This is a genomic window from Halosimplex rubrum, from assembly GCF_013415885.1.
GTDB classification, from domain to species: Archaea; Halobacteriota; Halobacteria; order Halobacteriales; family Haloarculaceae; genus Halosimplex; species Halosimplex rubrum.
Map to the genome: position 1 here is coordinate 2,785,061 of NZ_CP058910.1, position 25,840 is coordinate 2,810,900.

General features: G+C 57.4%; 22 protein-coding genes and 2 pseudogenes. 10 read left to right on the top strand and 14 right to left on the bottom strand.

Features of this window, described 5'->3' with window-relative positions; all coding sequences use genetic code 11:
* Positions 1 to 38: 38 nt before the first annotated feature.
* From HZS55_RS13950 to HZS55_RS13965, 4 genes are all read left to right on the top strand, one after another.
* Entirely contained in the window at positions 39 to 332 is a 294-nt protein-coding gene (locus HZS55_RS13950) for a hypothetical protein (protein WP_135806826.1), read from the top strand.
* Positions 333 to 403: 71 nt separating this feature from the next.
* Positions 404 to 1,078 carry a MarR family transcriptional regulator gene (locus HZS55_RS13955; RefSeq protein WP_135806825.1) on the top strand — a complete coding sequence of 225 codons (675 nt, stop codon included), beginning with the start codon at positions 404 to 406 and terminating at the stop codon, positions 1,076 to 1,078.
* A gap of 204 nt (positions 1,079 to 1,282) precedes the next feature.
* Positions 1,283 to 1,606 carry a hypothetical protein gene (locus HZS55_RS13960; RefSeq protein WP_135806824.1) on the top strand — a complete coding sequence of 108 codons (324 nt, stop codon included), beginning with the start codon at positions 1,283 to 1,285 and terminating at the stop codon, positions 1,604 to 1,606.
* A gap of 795 nt (positions 1,607 to 2,401) precedes the next feature.
* Positions 2,402 to 3,856 (top strand): orc1/cdc6 family replication initiation protein, encoded by a 1,455-nt coding sequence (locus tag HZS55_RS13965; protein WP_135806823.1) that lies wholly within the window; start codon positions 2,402 to 2,404, stop codon positions 3,854 to 3,856.
* 615 nt (positions 3,857 to 4,471) lie between these two features.
* Here HZS55_RS13965 and HZS55_RS13970 read toward each other — a convergent pair.
* Genes HZS55_RS13970 through HZS55_RS13980 form a run of 3 tightly spaced genes read right to left on the bottom strand, consistent with a single transcriptional unit; the run spans position 4,472 to position 7,772 of the window.
* A complete protein-coding gene (locus HZS55_RS13970) occupies positions 4,472 to 6,622 on the bottom strand; it encodes a type B DNA-directed DNA polymerase (protein ID WP_179908243.1) in 2,151 nt (716 codons plus the stop codon).
* A 2-nt stretch (positions 6,623 to 6,624) separates the two neighbouring features.
* Entirely contained in the window at positions 6,625 to 6,930 is a 306-nt protein-coding gene (locus tag HZS55_RS13975; protein WP_074878720.1) for a hypothetical protein, read from the bottom strand.
* Positions 6,931 to 6,932: 2 nt separating this feature from the next.
* Positions 6,933 to 7,772, bottom strand: coding sequence for a hypothetical protein (locus HZS55_RS13980; RefSeq protein WP_218927222.1), 840 nt, complete (start codon positions 7,770 to 7,772; stop codon positions 6,933 to 6,935).
* Positions 7,773 to 8,148: 376 nt separating this feature from the next.
* On the opposite strand from HZS55_RS13980, the gene HZS55_RS13985 reads away from it, so the two are divergent.
* Positions 8,149 to 8,739, top strand: a complete 591-nt coding sequence (locus HZS55_RS13985) for a hypothetical protein (RefSeq protein ID WP_179908245.1) — start codon at positions 8,149 to 8,151, stop codon at positions 8,737 to 8,739.
* A gap of 147 nt (positions 8,740 to 8,886) precedes the next feature.
* Here the strand turns inward: HZS55_RS13985 and HZS55_RS13990 are convergent, their stop codons facing one another.
* Positions 8,887 to 9,495 carry a hypothetical protein gene (locus HZS55_RS13990; RefSeq protein ID WP_179908246.1) on the bottom strand — a complete coding sequence of 203 codons (609 nt, stop codon included), beginning with the start codon at positions 9,493 to 9,495 and terminating at the stop codon, positions 8,887 to 8,889.
* A 151-nt stretch (positions 9,496 to 9,646) separates the two neighbouring features.
* On the opposite strand from HZS55_RS13990, the pseudogene HZS55_RS13995 reads away from it, so the two are divergent.
* A pseudogene (locus HZS55_RS13995) lies at positions 9,647 to 10,117 on the top strand (SOS response-associated peptidase); the annotation flags it as partial.
* A 37-nt stretch (positions 10,118 to 10,154) separates the two neighbouring features.
* On the opposite strand, the gene HZS55_RS14000 reads toward HZS55_RS13995, so the two are convergent.
* Entirely contained in the window at positions 10,155 to 11,384 is a 1,230-nt protein-coding gene (locus tag HZS55_RS14000; RefSeq protein WP_135806809.1) for an RNA-guided endonuclease InsQ/TnpB family protein, read from the bottom strand.
* A 141-nt stretch (positions 11,385 to 11,525) separates the two neighbouring features.
* Here HZS55_RS14000 and HZS55_RS14005 point away from each other — a divergent pair.
* Positions 11,526 to 11,753: pseudogene (locus HZS55_RS14005) on the top strand (SOS response-associated peptidase family protein); the annotation flags it as partial.
* Between the two features lie 188 nt (positions 11,754 to 11,941).
* Here the strand turns inward: HZS55_RS14005 and HZS55_RS14010 are convergent.
* The 9 genes from HZS55_RS14010 to HZS55_RS14045 all read right to left on the bottom strand — a co-directional run bounded on the left by HZS55_RS14010 (position 11,942) and on the right by HZS55_RS14045 (position 21,469).
* Entirely contained in the window at positions 11,942 to 13,342 is a 1,401-nt protein-coding gene (locus HZS55_RS14010; protein WP_179908248.1) for a hypothetical protein, read from the bottom strand.
* 22 nt (positions 13,343 to 13,364) lie between these two features.
* Complete coding sequence (locus HZS55_RS22825; RefSeq protein ID WP_008528531.1) at positions 13,365 to 13,487, bottom strand: hypothetical protein; 123 nt, start codon at positions 13,485 to 13,487, stop codon at positions 13,365 to 13,367.
* Between the two features lie 153 nt (positions 13,488 to 13,640).
* Positions 13,641 to 14,888 (bottom strand): SAVED domain-containing protein, encoded by a 1,248-nt coding sequence (locus tag HZS55_RS14015; protein ID WP_179908249.1) that lies wholly within the window; start codon positions 14,886 to 14,888, stop codon positions 13,641 to 13,643.
* Positions 14,885 to 16,819: a ThiF family adenylyltransferase gene (locus HZS55_RS14020; RefSeq protein WP_179908250.1), complete on the bottom strand. Its 1,935-nt coding sequence runs from the start codon at positions 16,817 to 16,819 to the stop codon at positions 14,885 to 14,887. Before HZS55_RS14020 ends, HZS55_RS14015 begins: the two co-directional genes overlap by 4 nt.
* 410 nt (positions 16,820 to 17,229) lie before the next feature.
* Positions 17,230 to 18,354: an SMODS domain-containing nucleotidyltransferase gene (locus tag HZS55_RS14025; protein WP_179908251.1), complete on the bottom strand. Its 1,125-nt coding sequence runs from the start codon at positions 18,352 to 18,354 to the stop codon at positions 17,230 to 17,232.
* Positions 18,355 to 18,378: 24 nt separating this feature from the next.
* Positions 18,379 to 19,407, bottom strand: a complete 1,029-nt coding sequence (locus HZS55_RS14030) for a Cdc6/Cdc18 family protein (protein WP_179908252.1) — start codon at positions 19,405 to 19,407, stop codon at positions 18,379 to 18,381.
* 159 nt (positions 19,408 to 19,566) lie between these two features.
* Entirely contained in the window at positions 19,567 to 19,926 is a 360-nt protein-coding gene (locus HZS55_RS14035; RefSeq protein WP_103992933.1) for a hypothetical protein, read from the bottom strand.
* Positions 19,927 to 19,972: 46 nt separating this feature from the next.
* Positions 19,973 to 20,428 carry a hypothetical protein gene (locus HZS55_RS14040; RefSeq protein WP_246308262.1) on the bottom strand — a complete coding sequence of 152 codons (456 nt, stop codon included), beginning with the start codon at positions 20,426 to 20,428 and terminating at the stop codon, positions 19,973 to 19,975.
* A 132-nt stretch (positions 20,429 to 20,560) separates the two neighbouring features.
* On the bottom strand, positions 20,561 to 21,469 hold the full coding sequence (locus HZS55_RS14045) for a hypothetical protein (protein WP_246308263.1): 909 nt from the start codon (positions 21,467 to 21,469) through the stop codon (positions 20,561 to 20,563).
* Positions 21,470 to 21,678: 209 nt separating this feature from the next.
* On the opposite strand from HZS55_RS14045, the gene HZS55_RS14050 reads away from it, so the two are divergent.
* From HZS55_RS14050 to HZS55_RS14060, 3 genes are read left to right on the top strand one after another with little or no spacing between them, the layout of a single operon-like run.
* Positions 21,679 to 21,906 (top strand): hypothetical protein, encoded by a 228-nt coding sequence (locus HZS55_RS14050; RefSeq protein ID WP_004594467.1) that lies wholly within the window; start codon positions 21,679 to 21,681, stop codon positions 21,904 to 21,906.
* On the top strand, positions 21,899 to 25,198 hold the full coding sequence (locus HZS55_RS14055) for an ATP-binding protein (protein WP_179908254.1): 3,300 nt from the start codon (positions 21,899 to 21,901) through the stop codon (positions 25,196 to 25,198). Before HZS55_RS14050 ends, HZS55_RS14055 begins: the two co-directional genes overlap by 8 nt.
* Positions 25,198 to 25,836 (top strand): DUF7680 family protein, encoded by a 639-nt coding sequence (locus tag HZS55_RS14060; RefSeq protein WP_179908255.1) that lies wholly within the window; start codon positions 25,198 to 25,200, stop codon positions 25,834 to 25,836. Before HZS55_RS14055 ends, HZS55_RS14060 begins: the two co-directional genes overlap by 1 nt.
* The last annotated feature ends 4 nt before the right edge of the window (positions 25,837 to 25,840 follow it).

Consider the following 25,840-nt stretch of genomic DNA (forward strand, 5'->3'; position numbering starts at 1 on the left):
ATCTGGCCCGTGAGACGCGCCTCAACGGAGATGAAAATATGGCAGTATCCAGTACTACCGACCCAGAATCGACGACAATTGCCGTCGTGACGATTCGAATCCCCTGCGGCGCAGATGGGGACCTCGTCACTGACGCTGAGAAGCGTCTCTCGCGGCCCGAAACTATCGATGCCGTCACGATTGACGAATTGGATAGTATCGATCCACAGCTGTCGGCCACACTCATTACCGTCGAAATTACGGTCCGGTGGGCTACGGCAATTGGCGAGGAGGAGATCAGAGACAGACTGGCTGGTGTCCCGGGACTTGAGTCAGTCAGACAGATTGCATAGGCCGTTCAGAACGGCATAGCCGAAAGTGTAGTAATCTATTTGACTGTTACCACAATATTGGTAATTATTAGATGTACGATCCGTTTGATGAGACTGCTGCTAGAGTGTTGCTCACAGTCAATCCTGGAGATTCGATCCGAACGGTAGCCCAACATCTCCACACCCCCTACGAAACGGTTCGACAAGCAGTCAATCAACTAGAGGATGCAGGGTATCTTCGATATGATGATGGACTGTTCGTGACCGACGATCGCGTCCGTAAGGCGGCACGAGACCTGCTGGCCACGAGTGCCGCCGTGAATCCACCGTCCATCGAAGAGGCGTACGTACTCCCACAGTTCGGTGACTGGCCCTTCGCCTTTACACAGGTGGACGCCGTCTACGTGTGGACCCAAGGGGGCTATCAGGTTGGTCGCGAGCCCGGCGACTACCCGCTCTTTCTTGCCGTCCTTGAGAAGGACATCGACGCCTGGCAGCGTTTTTTCGAACAGTTTGGAATCCCAACAGGATTTGAGCGACAACCGGAGGAATCGTTTGAAGGTCCTCTCCAAGTCGTCCTCAACGAGCGTTCGGTGCTCAACCCCGACCACGTCGAAGGATATCCAGTCATCTCTCGGCGCGAGACGATAGCGTTTATGCGGGAGCATTATGCGACGTTTCAGTCAGCACTCGCTATGCTCGATCGCATGTACGACGATCTCGATCTCGACGTTTCCTACCGTGAGTCAGAAAGAGAATGCTCGTGAGTTTCACAGCAGCAATTGAATTATCGACCTCCTCCACGGTGAGGTTTAATTGATTGCCGTTGGTTTGACATCGACAGCGTTCCCGGGTTGCTATTTTTGAATAGCCTGCTATTCATACTCTTCAGCCCGCGAAGGGACGATATCTGATTAACCAACAAATCTATGCCGGTACGCACTTTGTTGGTTAACACGAGGCGACCGCTAATGTCCTACGAGCCACCGACGCCGCCAGCCGAACTCCCGACAGAGATCGTCGACACGCTCAACGGCTACTCGCCAGACCAGCTCCAGCATGTCGCACGCTATGCCGAGGAGCTGGCAGAGCACAAAGCCCGCGAGGCCCGCCTCGAGGAGGAGTCGGAGGACGACGAGATCGACGACCGACCCGATGATCTTCCGGACGAGGTCCCGTCGAAGGCAACGATCACGATCAAGGAAATCAACGACAACCGCTACTACTACTGGCAGTGGAGAGAGGGGGACAAGGTCACGTCCAAATATAAAGGGCCAGTCAATCCGGACGAATGAGGGGTCAATACATCCGATTATCGATTTCCCACACCCCGTGTGCTATTTGATTTTGGTGCACTTGAAAAGGGGGGTGGACACACCCCTCGTCCAGAGTGAAAACAGTGGGAACGAGAAAGAATTTGAGATTAAATTAAGCCGTTAATAGTCGATAGAGCCGTTTTTAGGCACGAACAGTCGAACAGGGTTCCACAGTTGAAGCATGGTTTTTTCTATTTGAGACAGACCACACCCCTGATCACGAGTGTATCCACTGATAGGTTCTCATCACACACCCCGTGTGCAAAGTGTAAATGTGCCGTATTCCGACGATAGAGAGATATTAGGCTGGTTTTGTATATTGAGTATGGCCTCGTGGGATGACACAGACGTACTGGATTCCGTGTAAGAGATGAATTGAGTAACAAGTCGAGCAGGAACACCCCGTGTGCAAAATGAAATTCGAACGGTGAACATCAAGAGAGCCGGAGACTGGACCGATTTTCACTTCGATGATGGGGGGATGGTCGACCCTGCGTTTACACTTCGATGACGGGGGGTGTCAGACGCGCGGCTTGCACTTCGATGATGGGGGGTGGGACGACTAGTTCCAATCAGAGATACGCAAATTCACAAGAGGGGCGCCGATTCTACGTTACACATCGATGACGGGGGGCCTCCCACCAGATGTACTTCGGTGTCGGTTCTTACTGACGAGCCGTGAAACCGCGGAATTCAGGCGGTGTATTGGATACAGCGGGCGAATAAACATCGACGGAGGTTAATCTTTTTAATGCTCCGGTGTACAGCAGGCATATGGCCGGTAGTGATCAAGAAGGGGCGGACCAATCCACCCTTGATGAAGAAACTAGTTCTACGTCGGATGGACAGCAGTTAGAATCCGCCCGTGAGGACGCTGCCGGAGACTCAAGCCACAATCAGGGATCGACTGAAGAGAGCGCTCAGCGGTCGATCCGTGATATGCTCGATGATGAGGGGGAGGCATCGGTTTTCGTCAACCGGGATCTCGTCGAGCCTGACACGATTATCGACGAGGAGCGAATCGTCGGCCGTGACGACCAGCTCGAGTCCGTCGTCTCGTTTCTGAAACCGACTCTCCAAGGAAATCGGCCGCCGAATATGCTGCTGTACGGTCCCGCAGGAACAGGTAAGTCACTCATCATCGGGGCCGTCACGCAACAGATCATCGAGCTCTGTCAATCCAAAGGCGAACGGTTCGGCGTTGTCGATATCAACTGCCAGCCAATCAATACGCTCGATCAGGCCGTCTACGAACTCGTCCAAACTGTCGCCCAGGACGTTGGGAGGGAAGTCGGTGTTCCAGAGACCGGCGTATCGACGAAGCGCAAGTACCGACGTCTGTACGAACTCATCAACGAGCACTACAATTCGGTCATTTTCATTCTCGACGAGATCGACCTCTTAGTCGGCCGGCGCGAAAACGACGAACCCGCGTACTCGAAACTCCTCTATCAGCTCTCGCGGGCGAGTAACACGAACGAAATCGAAGGCCGCGTGTCCGTCGCAGCGCTGACGAATGATCCAAAGTTTATGGAAGACATCGACGGGCGTGCCGAGAGCTCGTTCAATCCACGTGACGTCTACTTCCCTGACTACGACGCGAATCAACTGCGCGAAATTCTCGAAAATCGACGCGATGCGTTCCGTCAAGATGCTCTCGAGGATGACGTGATTCCGCTTGTGGCGGCGTTCGCTGCACAGAGTCACGGTGACGCACGGAAGGCGATCGACCTATTCCGCGGTGCCGGCGACCTCGCAGACGAACGAGGAGATGAAGTGGTCACGGAGGACCACGTCCGAGAATCCCAAGAGGAGATCGACAAAGACCGGTCGCTGAAGCTCGTTGAGGGACTCACGACACAAAAGAAGATTTCACTCTACGCAACTGCAGCAGTTGCGCATCACTCGAACCGGACGGGAAGCTCAGTCCCAAGTCCGGTTGGATTCAAAGTCTATCAGTGGGTCACGAACGAACTCGATGCGGACCAGATGACTCGTGAGACGTACGTCAAATATGTCAAAGAACTTTCGACGTACGGGTTGATTTCAACATCTCGGAAAAGCCGCGGACGAGGCGGTGGGATGTATATGGAGTTCACATTCACGGGTGATCCTGAGGCGATGATGACCCGGATCGTCGATGATACGCGCCTGGAAGGAATAGCCCAGCAGGAAGAACTCCTCAGTTCAGTCGTGAATGCGCAGCTGAAAGAATTTCACGAAGAGTGAGAATCTCGGCGAGCACCCGGTGGAGGACACACCCCCCGTGTTCGATGTGTAAAGTCGAGATAGTAGCGGGGCAGAGGTCGAGAGAGTCCTGAACTGGAGTCGGTGATGCAGCGAACAGGAGTAGTCGCTTCCACACCAAATCCCCCGAACGGATAGAAAATGAGATCAAGACACGGGGTCTCGTGACCCCCACCCCCCGTCATCGATGTGTAAACAACAGAAGGTGGAAGGGGGTACTCACGTAGAACAAATCACGAAAGTCGGGTTTGGCGCCACGAGACGGCTGAAAACAAAAGAGATGGCGTAGGAGATCGAGAAGCGTGATAGGGACGCCCCTGTTCGGTTAGTCGAAGCGTCGCTTCTCCTAACCTTCACATCCAAATGCAGTACGGTTCGGGTTGTAACGCACTACATATAAAACTTTGTCAGACAATATGCATTGGTTACAAGAATATAGATTACGTCGCTGAGACGCTCTTCTTCGTGTTAATGGTCTCATCGTCGGTTTTCGCCATTCTGTTCCCGTCACCCCCTCCCTCCTCTCATAGTTTTACACATCGATGACGGGGGGAGGGAGTGTGACCGTGGTTCTCTATTGAACCATTCGCTGCCCGGTCACTGGAAATCGGTTAGCTCTGGCTCACGTGTCCCTGCGAGTCCTTGGTGTATCTCCGTGCGGTCCCACCCAAGCGGTGACAGTACACTCTCGACAGCTCTGACGAGTTGCGTCTCGTAGTACGACGCATCGTACGATTCCATCTCTTCGTGCGCCAACGCGACCCGCTCTCGCGAACTCTTCTCGTCGTCGACGACCACGTACTTGATGTCCTGTCCCGGGTGAATGGCGAGGTCCTGGTCGCGAGCCCGCTTTAGCGCCGCCACGTTCTGAGTGGATTGCGAGTACCCTTCCAGCGGCTTGGAGACACGATTCCGTTCGACGAGATCCTCGACCGGCACCGTCCCAGCGTGGAGGCGCTTGACCGCCTCCTGAAGACAGTCGAGTACGGCATCCGGAGATCGAGTCGCGTCGAGCCGTTCGAGACAATCCCGCTGGACGTCCTCGATGAACGGTGGGGTTGAGCGCTGCCGGGCTTCGATACCTCTGATCTTGAAGCCATCGTCGCCGGCCACCTTCCCGAAGTACTTCGTCAACGCGCCGGCGTCGCTCTCGCGCTGCGGCACGAACGCGACCCAGTCGTAGTGGGCTTCGTGTTCAAGCCGAATCTCGACGCGCTCCGTGATCTCCGTCGCGAGCGTCTCGAGGTCCTCGCGGTCATCGTCGTCGACGTCGGGATCCGGGGTCACCCAAATGGAGTCGACGATGCCGTGGACGACGCGCCAGCCGCCAGCTTCCAGCCGCTGTTTCGCCGTCAGCAGAATCTCGCGAGCGAATGCGTTGATCGCCTCGTGGCACTCGATACGGCCGAATTTCGCGTTGCTGAACCCTTGATAGCCGAAGCAGGCGACGAGAATCCACTTCAGCGCACCCGACCGTCCCTCGAGCTCCGTCAGCCGGTCCTCGTCGGGGTCGTCTCGTTCCTTTTCGCGACGGATGGCCGCCTTGATCTCGTCGCGGGCGTCGATGATTGGCTGCAGCACGTCGACGAGGTAGCCCCGGTCGTCGCAGATCGAGTATCCGAGGCCGGGGACGTCGTCGCGGTCGCTGTGGCAGTCACACCGGATAACGTCCGGTGAGACGTTCCGGGTACAGATGATGTTCGGGTACAACGAGGAGAAGTCGAGTTCGTGGACGTTCTCGTGGAGGCCGACCTCGGGCGCGAAGATGAAGCCGCCGCGGTCGGCATCGTGGAGCGTCCCCATCGGCTTGTAGAACTCGTGGCGCCAGGAGTTCCACGGGACGAGGACACCGCGGTCGTGGGCCTCGCAGATCTGGATCGTCGTGAGCACGTTCCCGATCGACGCCCACGCAAGTTCCTGGACGGGCTTTTTCGAGCGCGACACGAGGTCGAAGACGCCGTCGAGGTTCGTCTCCCCGTAGAAGAACGTGTTCGACTCGTCGATGATCGCCCGCCCGGGGACGTTGTACCGCGCCGGGGAGTGACCGACGCGGCCGTAGCTCGAGTACGTCGACCGGCTCGCAAGCTGCTGGTAGTCGACGTCCGGCCACCGGCTCAGCGAGAAGTCGTCGATGCCGGCATCCGTCGCCATCTCGTACAGGGTCGGGACGATCTCGCTCGTCGAGCAGACCAGGACGTCCGGATCGTGTGCGTCGAGCGCCCCTTGGACGGCGGTCAGGATATCCGTCGGCGAGCCGGTGACGGTGTCGCCGGCGACGGACAGCTCCCCATAGACGTCGTTACTCATTTCGGTCACCGGGACGCTGAGCCGGAGCGTCGACAGCTCGCTCACCGGCGTCGGATCGACACCGGTCTCCAGACAGTATCGGAACTCTCGCGAGAAGTCCACGTTGAAACAGGCGAGATCCCCGACTGGATAGTCCGACAGCTGGCGTGCCTGCCGGGCGAGTGGAGTGACGCGATCGATGTGGGCGACGTCGACCGCGATAACTGCCTCCTCGTCTCGTCGAAAGCCGGGGCGTCGCGCAACCAGTTCGGTCGCGACGACGTCCGGGTGCTGGTCGTACACCGACTGGAGTGTCGTGAGGTCGAGGTCGGACGCTGGGTCGCGAGCGGCGACGTAGAAGCGTGGGGTGTAGTCATTGCGCTCGGTCGCGACGGCGCCGTCGGCGGTTGCCTCCCACTCCAGGACGCGGCCGTCGTCCAGAAAGTCGATACTGAACGGCATCGTCACGGGTTCGCGTCCGGTGGAGCGGCCTCCTGGTCATCGCTCGTTGCGACCGCGGCTTCGAGCTCTTCGAGGCGTTCCTCGTGGTCGTCGAGGCGGGCCTCCTGTTCGAGATCGATGCTGAGCAGCGCCGGCAGCAGCGGGTTCTGGTGGTTCAACAGCCCGCTCGCGTCGGCGTGCTCGCGGGCGTACTCGAACAGCCGGTCGAAGCGCGGCTGGTCGCGACGCCGCAGTGCCCGGCGGAACTCCGCCCACCGCTCTTCGATGGCCCGGAGCGCATCCCGGTAGGTTGGGTTCGTACGCCCCATCGCTATCGGCCTCCTGTCCCGGTCGCGGTCCACGCATCGAGCAAGGGGTCCGCAGTGGCCGCCACCGTCTCACCGTCAGCTGTGACGCCTGTCCCGACACCCTCCGGAGTCGGCGTCGACGGCGCCGGCGTCGTCGGTTCCACGCCGACCTGCGTGGCGCGTGCCGCGAGCAGCTGCCGCCAGTACGCGAACGTCGTCTGGTAGTACGCGCCGTCGTCGACGGGATAGACGAGCGTCTCGAAGTCCTCGCCGACGACCCGTGGCCCCATCCGCGTCTGCTCGCACTCGAGGTGATGGTCGGCGACCGTCGCGACTGGCTCGGTGAATTCGTTTCGTTCGTTTCGCGTAACGAGCACCGGGATGTCGTACCCATCGGCGTAGGTCGCCAACCGGGCGAGCGTTCGAGCCTGGAGGGTTTTCGCGTGGGACTCGCCGAGGGTATCGTCGGCGCGATACTGGGCGTCGACGGCCGGCGCGACGATGAGGGCGGGCGTGTGGGGCGACGTGTCCTCGTCACGACTTGGTACCCCTCGACCGGCCGCCCCGGCATCGACAGTGGACATCTGGATCGACTTGTTCACCGCTGACGGGAGACCACAGACGGCGCCGTAGTGCTGGTAGGCGGTAAATCCGCGTGCCACGTGGATTCGGTTGAGCAACCGTCGACTGGGCGCGATCTGAGCGAGTGTCGTCGTCGTTGCGTGTCCGTTTGCGTCGACCCAGAAGGCGGGCCCGTCGTGCAGGAGGAGATGGTCGAGTACGAGCGACTGCAGGATCGGGACGCCACGGCCTCCCTCGACATCGAGCAGCGTGATGCCGTCGTCGAGTTGCGGCAACAGCATCTCGTCCGCAGCCGGATCGGCCTGGTCAGCGAGAGACCGATTGCGGTCAGCTCCCCGTGTCGGCTGGTCCACCGCCAATCGATTCGACATTGAGTGTTCTCCCATACTCGATTAGTTGTCTACGTTCCCGATAAGCCGCGGCGTGTCGCTTCCGCGTTTCAGGGAACTCGACTTGGTCTCCTCCAATCCCGGTACAGTCCCCCGTAGTCTCTGTTTTGATCCTGTTTCCGAGATAAGTTCCTGAATCCAGTGTTCTCCGTGTTAACCAACATCCGCCGTATTGACGCCGGCGTGTTGGTTAAACCTTCACAGCTGCAGTCTCGGGCCTGACTGCTCGGAATGTTAATGCTCAACGCCACGTTGGAAGAGGTGCTCTATGAGCTACCCACGAACCCACGTCGACCACCGAAACCCCGATCACCACGAGTCAATGCACCCAACTCGAAATATCGTGAACGCCCACGTTGTTGCCGGGGAATTTCTCACTTCGCGGTACCACGAGGCGCTTCAAACTGCTCTCCATCCCCTCGGCGAGTCTTTGGACACCAAAGACCAACATGCGCTCAACGACCTTGGCATCGTCCATGCTAATGGTTCCTTGAACGAGCTTTCTCCTATCGTTCGCACATACGTCAAACTCGATGAGTATTGGACACGCACCCATCGTACTGCGCTCAACGAACTATTCGCTGATCGACGTGCTCACGTCCTGAGTTGCTGTACGCGGTTCCTTTCTGAGTTCCCTCGACACACTTTTGAAGCCGAATCTGGCCGTTCCGGAACTGCGCTGGATACCACCCTTGCTCCGCTTCTCGAGTGCGGATTTCTCTCGCACACAGATGATGAGAAAACCCCATACTCTGTTGATGAACACCACGCGCTATATCGACCGACTGAACGGCTCTTCGACGCACTTCTTGAACAAGCAGCTGTTCTCTGTGAGCTTCTGCCGCCGACCGAGCTCTAATCGAACGATTCAGACCCTTTTCCGCTCTGTAGAATTCCTCTTGGTCACATACTATCTACGCTGAAACAACCGGTAAATGGGCTTGCCTACCTAACCGCTGTTTCAGTGGGAAAATGTCGAACTAATGGTCTCCGCCGCGAAAGCGTATCACGCACTATTCCGGTCAGTGCGGGCGCTGGCGCGGATGCCGCCAAGGATGGCGATTCGACTGCCGACGTACGTAACTCCGAAGACGACGCCGGATAGCGGGTCGGAACCGAACAGGAGTACGGCATACGCAGTGACGAAGAGCCCGCCGTCCAGTTCGCTCGCCCACCGTCCGACGCTCAGCAGCGGAACGAGGTCCTGCCGTTGCATCAACGGTGGGTAGCCGGCTCCGAGCGCAAGCCCCAGAACAGCGCCGCCGAGGACCACCAGACTGTCCGTCGCGGGAACCCATTCCGAGACGGGTGCGACCAGGTCGAAGGTCAGAGCGACGTAGAGTGCGCAGCAGAATGCCACCGTGAACGCGACCGTCTGAGAGAGTGTGTAGGCGAACGCCGGTGGGCTCGCGTAATCGATTTGTGTCGCGTAGAACTGTTCGAGTTCCGTTTCGTACCGGCCGATACCGACGTAGAGCGTGACTCCCAGGAGCCCGGCCACCCCACCAAGAACAACTGCTATCCAGAGCCCTTCAAGTGCGCCAACAACTACCATGAAGACCGACGGTAGGACCAGGAATACTGAACCTATCCTCTGCTGTCTCGTCCGATTCACATTTAAGCCAACTATCGCAGACAAACATATGTTTTGTTGGCCGCCTGTACTTACCGATCATCCCCAAATCTACCATCAAACGAGGGAGCAACAGAACCAGCCGTTCACATTTCCGGATACGTTGAAGACTCTCCCGGTCGAATCCGGATGTATGTGTGGCCGGAACTCGCTCTTCATCGACCAAGCAGACCTCGAGGCCCGCTTCGATGCCGAGGTCGTCGCGGACGGCGGGTACACACCCCGATACAACATCGCGCCTGGCGACGACCTCCACATCATCACGAACGAGGCTCCAGACGAGATCGACGCCTACCACTGGGGGCTGATTCCGTTCTGGGCGGACGAACCCGAAGAGGGCATCATCAACGCCCGCTCCGAGACTGCCGACGAGAAACGCGTCTTCGAGCGGGCGTGGGAATCACGTCCCTGCCTTGTCCCCTCGTCAGGGTTCTACGAATGGAAATCGCCGAACGGCGGGTCGAAACAGCCCTACCGGATCTACCGCGAAGACGACCCCGCATTCGCGATGGCCGGGCTCTGGGACGTCTGGGAGGGCGACGACGAGAGGATCTCGTGCGTCACGATTATCACAACGGAGCCGAACGACCTGGTCAACTGCCTCGGGGTCAAGCCCCGAGGCTTGTCAGTGGGCTCCCGCTCTATCCGCGCAGGGCGGAAGGCGTGAAAGTGCCATTCGCGTTCAGCGTCCCTGACTTGAGGGCCAGTTGACTGGTGGCCCGTCCAGCACCAGACTTGAGCCAGTGCTGGACAAGCCGCCACCCGATATTCCGAGCGGCGTTATAATCGGCGTGGAGTTTCTTTCCACACTTCAGACACTCGAACTCATCACCATCACGGTTGTCCTCGTGGGTAAATCCGCACTCGTCGTGACTACACCGCTGTGACGTGTAGGCAGGGGCAACATCGTCTACGTCGATGCCGTACTCTTCGGCTTTGTATTCGACGTGGCGTTCGAGTTCGCGGAACGCCCACTGCTGGAACTTGCTGGCGTTCGAGATACGCTTCCGTATGTGGTTCAAATTCTCGAACGCAATCGCCGTGCAGTCATTCTCCACGGCCTCCTGCACAATCGCTTTCGAGACGCGGTGGAGGTAGTCCGCACTCCACCGAGAAAACCGTGAGCCGATGCTCTTGATGGTGAGGTGCGCGGAGCGAGTGCCTGTCTGTTGGAGGTTGCCGCGCCGACGTTCATACTCGTCGCGTTTGTGGTTGAGGTAGTCTGCATTACCGAGGAACGCTCCCGTGCTGGTGACGGCGAGGTATCCGTCCACGTTCAAATCGACGCCGAGAACCACTCCGTTCTCGGGTTGCTGGTCACCAGAATCAGCGGGTTCGACTTCTTTCTCGACTGCGACGTGGAGGTAGTACGTGCCGTCACGTTTGTGGAGCGTGGCTTCCTTGCGTTCCCAGTCGTCCGTCCAATACTCCGCAAACGGCGTCCCTTCCTCATCTTCGGGTGTGACAAACTCGGCGGTCACGCGGTCGTCCACGGTGGCGAGGGTAACGTGGTCGTCGTTGTACGTGATGGTGCGTCCGTTGTACACGACCACGCTTCCTCGGAACTCGGGCTTGCTGGCTTTCTTGCCGTCGTCAAGGATACGGTCTTTGCAGTTGCCGAGGGCGTCGGCGGCGAGGTTGCGGGCGGATTGGACGAGGCTGGCTTGCAGACCAGTCTGCTCCCGAACAGTAGTGTAGGTCTGTTCGTGGAGCGTGTTCTTCGTGTCCTTGATCTGTGTGGGGTCGTCACTCCATCCAGCGTCAGCGACGTGTTGGGCCGCTTGACGGAATTGCTCGAACGTCTCGTCGAGGACACTGTGAGCGTCCTCGGGAACGTCGAGCTTGAGCTGGATGTTGCGGACGACCTCCATACTTCATTAGTACGCTTAGAGATACTTGAAGGTATTTATAGATGCCGAGGGAGTCGGCCTTGGCACCGTGTTTAGTTTGTGTCATCGGGTGTCGGCTTCCTCCCTGCCCTCAAGGATCAGGGTATCCGCCTCACAATCACTATGAACTCAATCCACGACCGGATGCCGGTCGTCCTCCCGCAGGACGCTGAGTCCGACTGGCTCGCCGCAGATCCGGACACTCGCAAGGAACTGTGCCAGCCGTACCCGAAGAACGATCTGGACGCCTACGAAATATCGACGCGGGTCAACAACCCCGGCAACGACGATCCCCAGGTCATCGAGCCGCTGGACCACGAGCAATCGGACCTCGGCGAGTTCAGTTCCTGATCGGTGGCGGCGTCACGGTCACCCCATTGGCGACGCCGCTGCCAAATCGACGAGCGAGTACTCTCAATCTCGGATGGCATCTTCTGCCGTGAGGTGGTCTTCGAGATGCTTTCGCTCGGTCTTATCCAAGTGTGCTTTCCGCTGAGAGAGCATACGTACTATGCGACGATGACCCGTCTGTTATCAGGCTAGCACCCATCCTGATCATCTGATGCCGTGTCCGATGGCCATGTTGGGCCCTCTGGGCGGGGGATCTCCTCAACCAGATCCTTCTCGAACTGTGAAGCTCTCCAGGCTATCACGTTCTCCTTCCGCTGGACGTACTTTTCGTCGGTATCCAGCCAACGGGCAATCTCGTCGTACCTGTGACCAGCACAGAGCAACACCATCAACGCGAAATCGAAGCGATCGAGATTGCTCTCGTTTGCATCGCCATCAATCCGGTCGAGGAACGCCTGTGAGGCATCACCGACGAACTCCATCAGTATCTCATACAGCTCTTCGTCATCAAATCCATCAAACGTGAATCCCTCCGTGATGTTGTTCCCAGGGTCACTCTCTTCAGTATCCCAGCGAATCTCTTCGAGGGTTGCTCTTTCACAGTCGTGAAGTCTCGATAGGCGCTCTGGATTCTCCTGTTCCCAGGTCGTGATTGTGTCGGCTACTGCCTCAGATTGAGCGTGTTCGATATAGGGATCACACCCTCGCTGCGCGATGACTGACTCGATGTTCTTTCCCGAAATCGTCAGTAGGACGGACGCACATCGATCAGTCTGTTCGAGGATCTGTGCGACTTCACGACGCGATTCGAGTTCGTCAAGGCCTGCACGCTTCTGCGCGTCGTGGACGAGGTTGTTTCTGCGTTCTTTGACCTCGACAAGCGATCCATGGTCACCTCCGGTCAGTATTTGGATATCACAGAGTTTCTCTAATCGCTTCGCGTGCCCCATACTCCGAACGTGCTCTGTGATGCTGTCGAGACGAGCTTCCTCGCGAAAGAGTTCGTTGAGAACCGTTTCTGTCGTCAACTCTTCGATGAGTGCCGAGGCGAGGAGGAGATACGAAAAGAATGACCGCTCAACGTCGCTATCGATCTCGTCGGTGGACCGGAGTTTTTCAGCGATTTCAGCACGCTGTTCGAGATAATACTCGAGGACGTTGTCTGAGTGCCCGACGAGAGAGTTTTGGCGTTCTACGTAGGCAACTTGGAGGAGTAATTCCTTCTCGAAAGGGGTGCTCTCACTCAGCTTCTGGCACTTCTGGAGCGAACTTGTAGGGAGATGGCGGGTCAAATAATCGATGTCGTCGTAGACGAGCGGCGTATTCGTCGGGCAGTTGTCTACGATTGACTGAAAGTCGTCGTTGTCAGCGAGCTCGCTGAGTGCAGCACGTATCTCGTCGACGCTAAGTTCCCGGACATCTTCTGACGGGTCTGAGTCTTCACCGACCGGAACGACGCGGTACGACGCATCTCCAACGATGACGACCGGCCCTTCCAGATCGAGAACCTGATATTCCCCGATAGGGCTCAGAGAGACTGTCTCTGCATCTATTGCGAACGATACGTCGAGATCAGTGTCGTCGCCCACGCATCAAAAACAGCAAAGAGCTCTATTCGACTTGGGCTTCGTACTCGTCCCAAAGCGTGTCGATGTCCGTGCCGGTCTCCTCAGAGATATGGCGCAGCAACTGCGCCCTGTTCTCGAACCGACGGAGCTGGCCCTTTGCGCTCATAGTAGGACCTAATCGCTCCTGCAGTAATAAATCACGGGGGTGCATGCTCTCGGTCAACAAAACACGACCTACCAGTGCTATAATCACCTCGTAGACGACGCGCTGGTGCGACATGATCGAGTCGATGCTCTCCTGGCAATGGGCACTGATTTTCTATTGCTCTTCTGAGGCGGTGTCTGAGCCGTCTGAAAGTGACTGATTCTGTAATCGACCAGCAGGATAGTACCGACCCTCGTCTTTGCTGTAGAGATAGGTCTGGATCGGTCTAAGAGTGTTTGAGTTTCGCCCGAAGAGAAAGGCGAGCCCCATCGGGCCAGCTATGAAGAGATGAATAGTCGATGTTTTTGACAGTTCTTTGATTGCGTCTCGTACCTTGGTACGGAAAACACCTGCAGCATGGGCTGCCTGTGCCGGGGACAATTCCACACCAGGCCCATCTTCCGGTGTCAATCTGAGAACACCGTTGAAATCCGGAAGGTCGTTATGCATCTGGTCGATCTCCGGTTGCACATCGGCTGCGATGTTGACGAGCACCGCAAGCTCGGTTCCGTGATTCGGTTGTCGCTGGAGATCTCCTTCTAACCCGCTTTCCTCTTGGTCGATATCGAGTGTCCATTCTGTCATCCCAGCAGGGCCGGTGGGTTGCATCCACGTTGCTTGGATACGACGTGTGGTTGGGAGACAGTAGCCGGCCGCGAACGCAGCGGGAAGATGCGTTCGGCCACGGAATCGGAGGGGGCGGCCCGATGCGTTTTGAATGAGACTGTCCGTTACCGTGGTTAACGCCGGGAGTAGACGCTGGTTCCATTCTTCTTGGGATGGTGGACCATGTTCGAACGATCTTGACCAGTCGATAGCAATCGCTGGATCGATATCGTGAGCCGGCGATTCGTAGGTATCAAGTGAACATTCGAGAGGCTCACCGTCCGGTAAATAACCATCTATCCGCTCGATCCGCTCTGATAAGACGGTCTGGACGATCTCTGTAGCTTTGTCAGACGTGGTCTCCTCCAGAGGGAGCATTTTCCAGGCGGAGAAGTCGTGGAGGATCGGTGCCTCGTTGAGTATCGATTTGGCTTCTCCAACGCTGACATCGGGACATGGCACAACGACCACGAAAAACTCGTCATCCCCGTCCCAGCGCTTGTTGAATCCCGGCAACTCGTCGTTAAGAATGATGTCGGAGTCGGCTACGCCCTCACTGACGAGCGCAATACCACTGGCCGTTTCCGGGTTCTCCAACTGGTCGATGATTTCGTCTCTGAGTGGCTCCGGCTTCAAATCGAAGATATCCCGCCAAATCGGCACCCCGTGTCGCTCCAGTTCCGTTTGCAGGAAGTTGGCGACGTCCGTCTGTTCGTGCTTATAGCTGAGAAATACACGGCCAGTTGGATCAGTCATATATCGTCACCGACGTTGAGAGTTGAAGCAGCATCTGGGTTGTCAATCCGTTCTAACTGCTCGTATTCCTTACTATCGTGGAATAGATAGGCGTTAATCGAGAACTGACCCTCTTCGTCCTGACCGACGATGAAGAGGAGCGGATGCGGACAGTCGTAGCCGTCGTCGTTGGCGATTTCATTCATCGCAGTTCGATCGTCCCGGCTGAGATCGGGTGAAGCGCCGGGATGGTAGTGCCATTCACCGAGATAGTCGATGCCGATGCTCTCCCTGGCGTCTTTGAGCCACTCCTCGACTTTGTCGGTTCCGCGGAGGAATCGAGTTGGTTCTTGAATGGAGTCTCGCGGTGGGTCGCGGGCATTAACTACCAGTGCTGGTCCATTGAGACGGTCGGTTCCAGCCAGAATACCGCCCGTTTCACAGGGGTGTTCTTTCCGACAGCGATCATACATCGCTTCAAGACACGTGGCCGGAATCTGTACGTTGATTGGCGATTCCGGTGCTCGCCATATAGTTCCGTCCTGGAAGGGAGGTGTGGCCTGTGAAATGGTCGGCAGCTCGTCGCCACTACCGGTCTCGAGTACGGTGAAGTGATTCTCGCGCAGGCTCAATGACGTCGCCTGATCGAGAAGTCGTGTCACTGTCCCTGCCCACGTCATCACCCGGTCCGTTCGGATAACTGAAGCTGGGTGCCAGCAGCCGACTCGCTCGGGGATGGCATCCTCGTCTTCGTCCCATTCGATCTGTTCTTGCAACCGCCATGGATCGAACGCTTCGTTGTAATCGCTGTACGGAAAGGTATGTGAGTAAGCTGTGAAGCAGAACAACCGGCTCGCTCGCCGACCCATAGCCGCAGAGCAAAACACGACCGGGTGATTCCATCTAATCGCATCAAGAGCGCGACGAACTCCTCGTGACGCGGTACAGTCAATTACTACCTCCGCTTCTCTAATTGGCTCCGGCAGCTCACCGCTCGGTGGAAAGGCGCTATCCACATCAAGCACCTGAGCGTACGGTGCAATTGATTCAAGCCGGTCCGCGACTGCTGTCGCCTTGTTTCGTCCCACCTCATCGATTGTTAGTGTGTGGCGAGCCACGTTGCCGATCTCATACGTATCATTGTCGACGATGGTAAGCTGCTGACAGCCGGCTCGAACGAGATTCTCGGCAACCATACTGCCGAGCGCTCCCGCTCCGATGAGCACGATGTTGCGATCCAGAAACCACTCCGTCATATGTCCGCGTCTGGTGAGTTGCTCATGCGACCAGTTGTCCGAGTCCAGCCACCGAATCTGTTCCTCTCCAGCTTCCCGCCGTTCGGCTATCTCTGGCCCCCTTCCAGTATCTCGAAATCCGCCGGAAAGGTCATTCGGGTCCTTGAACTCCTGGATCTCGATTGGTTGCCAATAAATGATCTCGGGGTCGCCGTCGACCGAAGCTGGGATGGGGAACCCGATTAGAAGAATCTTGACCGGTTCATCGTCCAACACGGGCTTGATATTTGCCCGTAGTTCGTACGGGTCGGTCTCGGTGCCCTCGAAAAACCCTTCCAAATCTTCCCACGTCTCCGGGGCCTCCCACGGGGGTTCAATCGGCACCTCTTCTAACAATGCCCACGCTCCGGAAACAGAGTCATCCGGATTCGAATCGATGTATCCGCCCCATTGTGGCTGATAGACGACTTCATCGTCGCTATCTTTGAACGCACCAGTCGCGTATGTCTCTTCAGCAGTTGGCAACGAGCGGAGATTGACCGTCCCCCACTGTCCATACGTCGTCCTCCAGTCTGGGAACGACTCCTGCGTCTCATTGAATGCGATGGTCGTGGCCGAAGCCGAGTTCGTATCGAAGGCCGGGATTTCAAACGGTTCGTCTGGTTCCCGGAGTTCCCCTTTCGCAGCATTACTTAACCACCGCAGTGCTCGGTCCATATGCCAACAGAGTCGATCACGGCTTGTGCTGGGTTCGCCGGTGGCTCCCGTTTGACTGAGGGTGTGCCCATACCGAGCAACACAGATATCGCCTCTTCGCCATGGAGTATCGTTGCTCCCAGCCACGTTCAGCTTCTGGTGGGGGAATGTGGCGGTAATGGTGTTCTCTTCTTGATCCGCAGGGTAGATCCCAATTGAACCGGCGGGGTACGTATCCCGTAGATGGAGATACCAGTCCGTCTCGCGTGGCACGTCCGGATGGGGTTCTAAGTCGTCTGGAGAAAGCCTGATCTTGACGATCCACCGTCCGTTGCTATCGTGTCGATATGGCTCTTTGAGGACGGTGACTCCGTCCCGTTCGGCAATGGCTGCAACGGCTTCTGTAATTTCGTGGGGAGGCATTTGTTACGTCAGCTGTCCGACTCGGCGAACTGGTGGTCAGATGGATCCTCTACCTGTGAGGACGACCCTACTGACATGGCTTTCTTCCCTCCATCGTCAGAATCGTCGTCGCTTCCGAAGGGAGGGAATTTCTCACCGAAGAGCTGGTACCAGTAATCCCTCGATGTTTCTTTGTCCTCCTCATCCAGTGCTGTCCGCGCGAGCGCTGCGGCATCCTCTGCCTCATCGTAGAACGCCGCGAAATCTTTCCCGTCGATCTGTTTGAGGACGTCATTCTCGGGGGTTCTCGGGAGCCCGTGAGCCGGCAAGACGGGGGTTTCCTCAGCCAATGCGTCGGTCTTGAACTGCCGTGTGAGTTCTTCGAGCGTCCTTGTCACGCCTTCAGCGACGCTGTCGATATCATCAGGACAGCACTGGCCAACGATGTGCTCGAGGGGATAGCTTGTCGGTCCTTCGACGTCCGGTGTCTTCGTTCGCCGCCACCATTTGATGGCCTTGACGACGTTCACGTAGTGGCCATCCGTGATATCGTTCTTATTTACGGTGAAGGCGATAGTCGCGAGGGGATGGGTATTCTCCCACTCGTTCTCATCTCGATGCGGGATCTTGAGCGGTTCGTCCTTCCACTCGTCGTCACCATCTGCCGACATATTGAGGGCCTCCGCCACGGTCGAAAGGTCGTCTGGACTCAGGGCCGTGCCTACGTCCAGTGAACCCAGTGATTTGACGGCTTCTCGTGTTGCCTCGCTGGGTGCCGCTGTCAAGACGAGATCGATCTCCACCTCCTCTTCCTCGATTTTGTAGGAGTGCGCATTCGGTTCCCACTGCCCCTCATAGTGTTCATCCAGGAACGGCTCGCATTTTCTTAGCGCAACATCGGTATCGAGATCACTGCTGAGATCAGAGACAAAGACGACGTCAACGTCGGATTTTTCGTCTTCTTGCGGTCTGAGTGCTGTCCACCGACGGTAGCTCCCCTGTAGAAAGTCTGCAACGTAGAACTCGTCGATGTCATCGTCATTCTGCAAGTGGTCGCGGAGGGTTTCGTGGCCCTCCTTGTAGGCATCATTGTGCTCGTCCTGCGGGCGGATGTCTGACAGGAAGGTCTCGAATAGTGTGGGGAGTGTGGTCATAGTGTATCGATGTTCTGGAATGTTTTAAGTGGTTGTTGCAGCAGGTGGTGACTCAATGATTGCGTATTCTCGATCCCGGCTCGTGCCCTCGGCCTCAAGGAGGTTGTACTGGGCCATCTTCGAGAGATAGGACCGGACTGTCCGTTTCGTCCGGGGATCGTCTACCTCGTCCGTATAGTGGTCGTGAATCTCGCTCGGGCCGAGCGGGCCGTGCTCACGAACGACGTCGTAGACGACGCGCTGGTGTGGCGTGAGTGAATCGATGCTCTTCTGCTTGATCTGGGCCCGAGCGTCTTCGGCTGAGTCGAGAAGGATGCCGTCAGTAATTCGCTCGCGATTTTCGCGGTCGGCCTTGCTGGCGGCCGTCCGAAGAATACCGATTGCGAGGCGGGCGTCGCCGGCGGCCGCGTCGGCGATCCGGTAGAGCTGGTCGTCGGTGATGACGTCCTCGTCGAGGCCCCACTTCGCCCGCGCACTCAGGATGTCGTACAGCTGCTCGTCGTGGTACTTGTCCATCCGGACGTGTTCGCTGGAGCGCAGGCGGCTCACGAGGCGGTCGTCGACGCGGCTGAACAGCTCCTCTTCCTTGTTCGCGATACAGATGATTGCGAACTGCGGGAGGCTGTGGAGGTCGTAGATGACGCTGGGGTCTTCGAGCTGGTCGACCTCATCGAGGATGACGACGGTTCGAGGACCGTCGTGCTGCTGGAGGCGGTCGACGAGTTCGTCGTGCGGCGTCGACTGTCGGTGGATGTCGATGGTCGCGCCGAGGTCGTCGAGGATCTGGTAGAGCGTGCGGAACCGCGTGTAGTTGCGCCAGCAGTTGACGTAGGTGGTCTCGACGTCGAGGACCTCTTCCCGGAGTCGTTCGGTGACGAATTGTGAGATGCAGGTCTTGCCGGCGCCGCTGGGTCCAGTGACGATGGCCGTGTCGGCGGGTTCTCCGTTCGTGATGGGCTCAAGAACGCTGGAGAGGTGGTTGACTTCGGCGTCGCGATGCTCAACTTCCCGAGGGACGAACCCGGCGCGGAGAACGCGAGCATCGCGAATCATCGTTGCTTGATAGACTGGTTTTCTGGCTAGTACTAAAAACGTGACCGGGTTGCTTCCGGAAACACCCCATTTAGCCCCCTCGAACCTAACTAAATCCTCGCGCAGTAACGCGATTCCTGTTCGTGGAAACTCAAGATTTCCGGGATTTCCGGAATCAGGTCACGGGCGGGAACTCGTGACACCGGGATTTTGCCAGTCGTCGGCTTCGTGTTCACTCCAGGGGATGAGGTATACTCCGTTGTCAGCGCGACTTTGACAGTCCAGCTCATCCATCAAGTTATTCCACCGTTCTTCGATCGTATTGCCGGACTGCTCGAGGAGTGACTTATCGAGTTCGTCGATCAGCTGCTCTTGGAGTTTCTGGTGTCGTTCGCTTCCGTACTCGCCAAAGACACCCTCATATCCTTCCCCTCGGAGTAGTCGAACGAGTGTCGTGATACGGAGGGCTCGGTCCTCGCTTATGTCAAATTCCTCTTCTAGTCGCATACACATCCTGCCAGCCCAATCAGATGCGCCCATACTCCCCCCTCTTGTCGTCAGTATAATAGATGTTCGTGGGCCCAGACTAGAAGCAGTCAGGACATTCCCATACGTACCCCCGACTCTTGCGCCGGTCGCTTTTTGGCATTTGAAGAGACTCACAGAGGCCGCAGATCTTGAATTCGGATTCGGGAATTAGTTCTATGAGCTTCTCCTTCCAGATCCGAATTTCAGCCTTCTTGATGTTGTTTCGTTCGTTCTCTACCTTGGAACTGTTCCTGTTGAATTCCCACTCTCGATTTTCGTTTCGGCGCCATTCAGCCAATATTCGGAGAACCTCGTCTTGTTCGTCCACGCCATCAAGATCCTCTTGGCAGTCCTCAACGACATCTCGCCGAATTTTCGGTTCCACCTTGTCCCAGACCGCGTGGTTGCTTCCATCTCCTTCGTGCCGCTCTTCCTGGCGTTTTTGCTCGTCTTCCAGCTCCTCGATTCTGGCATCAAGAGACTCTCGTATCGGGGCGAGATCGGGTATACTCATACGAAGATACCACGACTGGAACGTCATAATATTCTGGTGCTGTACCGCTTCTGTCTGGTTTAAACAGGTATTGCGAATCGCCTGATTCTATCGTGTTCAGCTCTCACGATCAGCGATCAGCCCGAATCGACACTATTCTCTGGGAATCAGGTGTCGTTTGACTTCTCTAGAACAATGATTGCAGAGTGCCGCTGGCATCGGGAGCGTATCTGGGGAGAATTCCCGGGTGTCGCCTGAACGGGCTTCATGACCACAGACGGTCGTCCCAGTTTCATTCTGTACGAGGTGGTACTTCGCCTTCCCCGATTGGCGGAGCGAGAATGCAGATTCGTCTTCTGTGGGATAATCGTCGTCTACAATATCTTCGACCGTTGCCGAGGAGATCCAGTATCTGCTGAGATCCGTCCACCAGGTGTTCGAGCATCGAATTTGCTGGCGGAAGAGCTGCCGGTAATCAACCGTGAACCGTTGCGAATCCTGCTGAATGAGGTCATCGGTGTGGAACTCAAGTGTCCGTGGGGATCGCTCTTCTCTGTTTGATTCAGGCTCTAACTCGATGGTCCACTCCGTTTTGACGTACGCTCCACCGGTGTATTCGACAGTGTCTGCGCTTACAGACTTGGTACGGTCACGAAGCCAACGAACGGTCGGTGGACGGAGCTTCTCAGTAAGTTGCTCTGAGAAGATGTCGTGTAGCAGTTCATCCGTGACGAGTGCGTCTTGGAGGGCGGTTCCGAGCTCTCGAGGTGCCGTCTGGTTCGTATAGTTCTCTGCCTGTGCGATGAGTGTCTCTCGAGCTTCGGCAATCCCATCGACGGTCAACCAGAATCCGTACGGTTCGTGACCATCGGTGAGCACTTCGCCATCGGTGAGCCGAACCAGCATCGGCCGGATATGGTCAGGTGCCGGAAACAGATGTAACTGGTATTGGTCGGTGACCGGGACTACTGGATAGGGGAACTCCTCTCTAGAGGGTACTCCCCCCTCGTTACGGGGTATGGAGAAGCCTCCCAGGTCTGCTACCGGGACGTGCCTTGGCATACACTCCGGGATACGATTCCAGTACGTCCCATATCGGTGATCGCGAGGACCGCGATTAATTTGCATTGTGAGTAGACCGATTACCCCCAGTCACTTAGTATTCAGGGGGTGGTGGGGGGAGGGTCTATAGAAGAACTACCATACTACAAATCGGGAACTTAGACTAAGTAAAGGTTATAACATTCCCGCTAGGTGATGTGACTATCCAGATGACTCAGAAGACAATTGGACAGAACACCGGCCAATCGGGCCGGGTGAATCTGTCGGGACCCGAACTCGACCAATTCGATGCGGAGGTTGGGGACGCTATCAAGGTCGATGTCGCGGAGTCGAAGGGGATCGCCAAGGCGATCATCGAGAACAGCACGGAGTGTGAATTCGTAATCGTATCCAAACCAGAAGCTGATTCCTCACCCACGGAGGAAATCGATGAGTAGTGAGTACCCTTCTCTCTTCGAAAGCTGTCAGCCACGAGACGACGTCTTAGACGGCTCGCTCCAGGAGGAACAGTTCGCTGCGAAACTCTCGACTGTCGTCCACAACCCTGAGAAGGCAGCACCAGTCTATCGAGACCCCGACTCGTTCTACGATATGACCTATCCCACGGAGGGTCTCCGCACGCTGCTCTCCAATCTCACGGGGCGTTTCTTGGCGACCACAAAGTACGACCCCGGCTCGTATACTTCGAGCATTCTCTGTCTCGACACACGGTTCGGTGGTGGGAAAACGCACGACCTCATCGCCTCTTACCATCTTGCTGAGAACCCCGTAGATATTGACGACCTCTCACACTACCTGCTGGACGGCGACGAGGAGCTTGCGGCCGACTATCAAGATGCGGTGGCAGAGGGCCTCGATATTGCGACGGGGGTCTTCATCGGAACGAAGGCTGATAGCAAGGATGCCCGCCATGCCGACGACGATCCGGATGCTCCGAATACCCGGACAATGTGGGGTGAACTCGCGTACCAGCTCTATGGGCTCGATGGCTACGAGTACCTCAAGGACTACGACCAAGACCGGGACGCCCCCGGTGAGGGGACGCTCTCGAAACTCTTCGCTCAGCACGACCAGCCGGCCCTCATTCTGATCGACGAAATCGCCGACTACATGAACAAAGCCGCGGGCACGCCTGTCGGCGACAAGACGCTCGCCGATCAGACGCTTTCGTTCGTGATGGCGCTCCTCGAAGCGGCTGCCGAATCGGAGCACGTCACGGTCGTCTACTCTATCGCGGATACGGCCTTTGGTGAGCAGGCTGACCGGGTTCGTGATGGCGTCCGTGACCATATCGAGGAGGTCAATGAGATTGGCCGGCGGCAGCACAAGACGGTCACGCCGACCGACGAAAACGAGATCGGACAAGTCCTTCAGCACCGACTCTTCTCGGAAGTTCCAGAAAACGCCGCGCACGAAGCCGCCGACTCATACTTCCAATTCTATGACCAGGAAGACCGGCAGTATCCACAGGAAGCCACCGACGCTGGCTACGTGGATGTCCTCGCTCGCGAATACCCCTTCCATCCCTCCTTAATCGACGCTCTCACGGACAAGATCGATACGATACCTCGATTCCAGCGCACGCGTGATGCCCTCCGCTTACTTGCTCGAGCCGTCTACTACCTCTGGAATCACCAGCCCGACAGTTACGACCGCCACTGGATTCGGATCTACGACCTCACAGTCGCTGATGACGATCCTGGCGGCGGGATTCAGACGATCCTTCGTGAGCGTCTATTCGACTTCGTCGATCTCGGTCCCGCAGTGACCGCCGACATCTACGACGACGATGGTACCGCGCACGCCCAGCTTGAGGATCGGAAATGGACCGAAAACGGTCTCCCGCCCCTCGGAACCCATCTGACAACGACAGTTCTCTGGCACAGCCTCGCATACGGTGAACAGGCCGCCGGCCTAACTCACGCCGATCTGAACCTCGCCATCGGTCATCCCAATCTGAACTTCGACGACTACGATGCCGCCCTATCCGCACTCCGTGGCGACGATATGGACGTCGCGTGTTACTTCCTCTACGAGGAAGAGCGCCTCCGATTCAAGCAAGAACCAAACCTGATCCGAATTATCGACCAGCGGATCGAGTCTACCCCCGAAGCGAGCGCTCATTCGCGTTTCGAGAACCGTCTCACCTCGAAGGAAATCGGGGATGGTGGCTTCCAGCCGGTGGAGTTCCCTGAGTCGCCGGCGGACTTACCGGATACCCCGGATACCCCGAAGCTCGCGGTGATGCATCCGGATACCGCAGCTGTCGAAGACGGCGGCGATACGCCGCCGAACCGGGTGACTCAGCTCTACGAGCAGCAAGCCGCAAAACACGAGGGAGAGACTGAGACGCGAATCTACAAGAACTACGCTCTGTTCCTCGCCCCTGACGCAGATCGAATGGATGCGGCAATCGACGAGGCTCGGCGTCTCGAGGCTATAGAGGCCCTGCTTGATAGCCCTGAGCAGAAAGCCGACCTCTCCTCGGAACAAATCGAGGAGCTCCGAGAACGGAGCGACGAGGCACAGCTGATGCTCGGAGAGCTCGTTCGGAACGTCTACCGGCACCTCTACTACCCGGACCGGGACGGGCTCACCCACATCACCATCGGTGCGACCGAATCCAACGGCGGGACGACACTGGTCGATGCTGTCCAGACAACGCTCGAGGATAAGATCGTGAAACGCGACGCCGGCGCTCGTGGGTCCGCTCACGTCCAACAGAAACTCTGGCAGCAGACACAGGATGCTATGTCCACCGAAGCGCTGGTCAACCAATACGCGAAGAAGCCGGGACTGGACTACCTCTTCAGCACGAAACCGATTCGAGAGACTGTTTCCTCTCTCGTTAGCGACCACGGGTACGCATACTGGGATGGCGAGTCTGGGACAGCGTACTGGGTCGGAACAACGGAGCCTGAAACGTGGCCGCATCCGGAACCGTTCGCGAAATCTCCCGATGTCGAGACCTCGATTCGGGACAGCGATGTCCAAATCGGGAGTGCCTTCGTCGTTTATCGAGATATCGACGCGCTCGTCGACGACCACCTCGACGAAATCGACCGGCCAGAACAGACGGTTGCTACCTGTGTCGAGTGTGGGGCGGAGATTGAAAACCCAGAAGGCAGCGAACCCTACTACTGTGAGGAACACCAGTCCGATACGACCTGTAGTTCCTGCGGCAAAGAGGTCGCTAGCGAGCAGCTGCTGGACGCACGCGGACGCTGCGAGGAATGCCAGCCAGACGAATCCTGGGAGGCGAGCAAGAAGATGATGTCCGCTTCGCGGGCGTTCTCAGAGGTTCGTCGCGATGCGGAATCGAAGGCCGGAACTGACCGGACGCCGCTGCTTGAAGAGGTGACCATCCAGGTCGGTGGGGACGAACCTTTCCAAGCGGCCAAGTTCATCAGTCAGCGCCCCGGATTCAAAGCTCGCGAAGACTCGGTGACGGTTCGAATGCAGTACGAAACCCGGACTGACGACGGGACGTACAGCGCGGAGTTCACGGGGTCACCGAGCCGATTCCGGGACGTGATCGACCAGCCAGGCTCGTTCGGCGATGATCGAGAGACCATCCAGTTCCGCTTCCAGTTTGACGAGCCCGAACCGATTACTGACGAGGGTGACGACCTCCTCGCTGCCCTCGATAATGACCTCGATGCGGGCAACATCGACGTCCGGGTCGAAGGGCGTGGCCCGATTCAGGCGAGCTCGGAGGTGACGGTCTGATGGCGAGTCGCGGTTCGGAATTTGAGACCTCACCCGCTGAAGGAACAGAGGAGGATCGGCTGGTTCGCTACGGGACGAGTATGTTCGGTGGCCGCCCGACGTTCACGCTCGTCCGACGAGAGACAGACGGTGGCGGCGAGTGGACGCTCCACGAACTACTCCCTCGTGAACAGGCTGAAGCCCGCCGTGATCGCCTAGAGCGAGATGGTCGTTCGCTGAGTATCACACCAGTCGAGGATCTCGTCTCGGACATAGCTGGCGACGACCTCCTTTCCAAGCTCGATGGTTGGACGTGGGATGAATGGGCCGGCGCAAAGGTCGCACGGCTTGACCCGACCCGCGTCCGTGCGCTCCAGGACGTCGTCAGGGAAGCGATCGAGGGCACGCCAGGAGATTCCTCAGAAGTTCTTACTGGTGGGGCTGGATTCGTGTTTCTACCCGAGACGGCAGGCGTCCGGCTTGCTGTTGCCTTCCGTGGCGTGAAACCGATCCAGCGTATCGATCGGATGCGGTCGCTGGCTCGAGGCGTTGCACGGATGAGCGATGAGGAGTGTTACTACTGGTACGCAAAGTGTCGGTCTCCGTCGAGTCCGAACGGCGAAAAGGCCCTTCGAGTGCTGCTGACGGACCATATTTAAAACA

Bases quoted from the DNA above. Each gene is read 5' to 3' on its own strand.
- HZS55_RS13955 (WP_135806825.1), top strand. From the start codon at position 404: ATGTACGATCCGTTTGATGAGACTGCTGCTAGAGTGTTGCTCACAGTC.
- HZS55_RS14050 (WP_004594467.1), top strand. From the start codon at position 21,679: ATGACTCAGAAGACAATTGGACAGAACACCGGCCAATCGGGCCGGGTG.
- HZS55_RS14000 (WP_135806809.1), bottom strand. From the start codon at position 11,384: ATGGAGGTCGTCCGCAACATCCAGCTCAAGCTCGACGTTCCCGAGGAC.
- HZS55_RS13975 (WP_074878720.1), bottom strand. From the start codon at position 6,930: ATGGGGCGTACGAACCCAACCTACCGGGATGCGCTCCGGGCCATCGAA.
- HZS55_RS14015 (WP_179908249.1), bottom strand. From the start codon at position 14,888: ATGACTGATCCAACTGGCCGTGTATTTCTCAGCTATAAGCACGAACAG.
- HZS55_RS13980 (WP_218927222.1), bottom strand. From the start codon at position 7,772: ATGCTGTTGCCGCAACTCGACGACGGCATCACGCTGCTCGATGTCGAG.
- HZS55_RS13970 (WP_179908243.1), bottom strand. From the start codon at position 6,622: ATGCCGTTCAGTATCGACTTTCTGGACGACGGCCGCGTCCTGGAGTGG.
- HZS55_RS14020 (WP_179908250.1), bottom strand. From the start codon at position 16,819: ATGGACCGAGCACTGCGGTGGTTAAGTAATGCTGCGAAAGGGGAACTC.
- HZS55_RS14045 (WP_246308263.1), bottom strand. From the start codon at position 21,469: ATGCCAAGGCACGTCCCGGTAGCAGACCTGGGAGGCTTCTCCATACCC.
- HZS55_RS13965 (WP_135806823.1), top strand. From the start codon at position 2,402: ATGGCCGGTAGTGATCAAGAAGGGGCGGACCAATCCACCCTTGATGAA.
- HZS55_RS13950 (WP_135806826.1), top strand. From the start codon at position 39: ATGGCAGTATCCAGTACTACCGACCCAGAATCGACGACAATTGCCGTC.
- HZS55_RS14025 (WP_179908251.1), bottom strand. From the start codon at position 18,354: ATGACCACACTCCCCACACTATTCGAGACCTTCCTGTCAGACATCCGC.
- HZS55_RS14035 (WP_103992933.1), bottom strand. From the start codon at position 19,926: ATGGGCGCATCTGATTGGGCTGGCAGGATGTGTATGCGACTAGAAGAG.
- HZS55_RS22825 (WP_008528531.1), bottom strand. From the start codon at position 13,487: ATGAGCGCAAAGGGCCAGCTCCGTCGGTTCGAGAACAGGGCGCAGTTG.
- HZS55_RS14040 (WP_246308262.1), bottom strand. From the start codon at position 20,428: ATGAGTATACCCGATCTCGCCCCGATACGAGAGTCTCTTGATGCCAGA.
- HZS55_RS14060 (WP_179908255.1), top strand. From the start codon at position 25,198: ATGGCGAGTCGCGGTTCGGAATTTGAGACCTCACCCGCTGAAGGAACA.
- HZS55_RS14030 (WP_179908252.1), bottom strand. From the start codon at position 19,407: ATGATTCGCGATGCTCGCGTTCTCCGCGCCGGGTTCGTCCCTCGGGAA.
- HZS55_RS13960 (WP_135806824.1), top strand. From the start codon at position 1,283: ATGTCCTACGAGCCACCGACGCCGCCAGCCGAACTCCCGACAGAGATC.
- HZS55_RS14055 (WP_179908254.1), top strand. From the start codon at position 21,899: ATGAGTAGTGAGTACCCTTCTCTCTTCGAAAGCTGTCAGCCACGAGAC.
- HZS55_RS13985 (WP_179908245.1), top strand. From the start codon at position 8,149: ATGAGCTACCCACGAACCCACGTCGACCACCGAAACCCCGATCACCAC.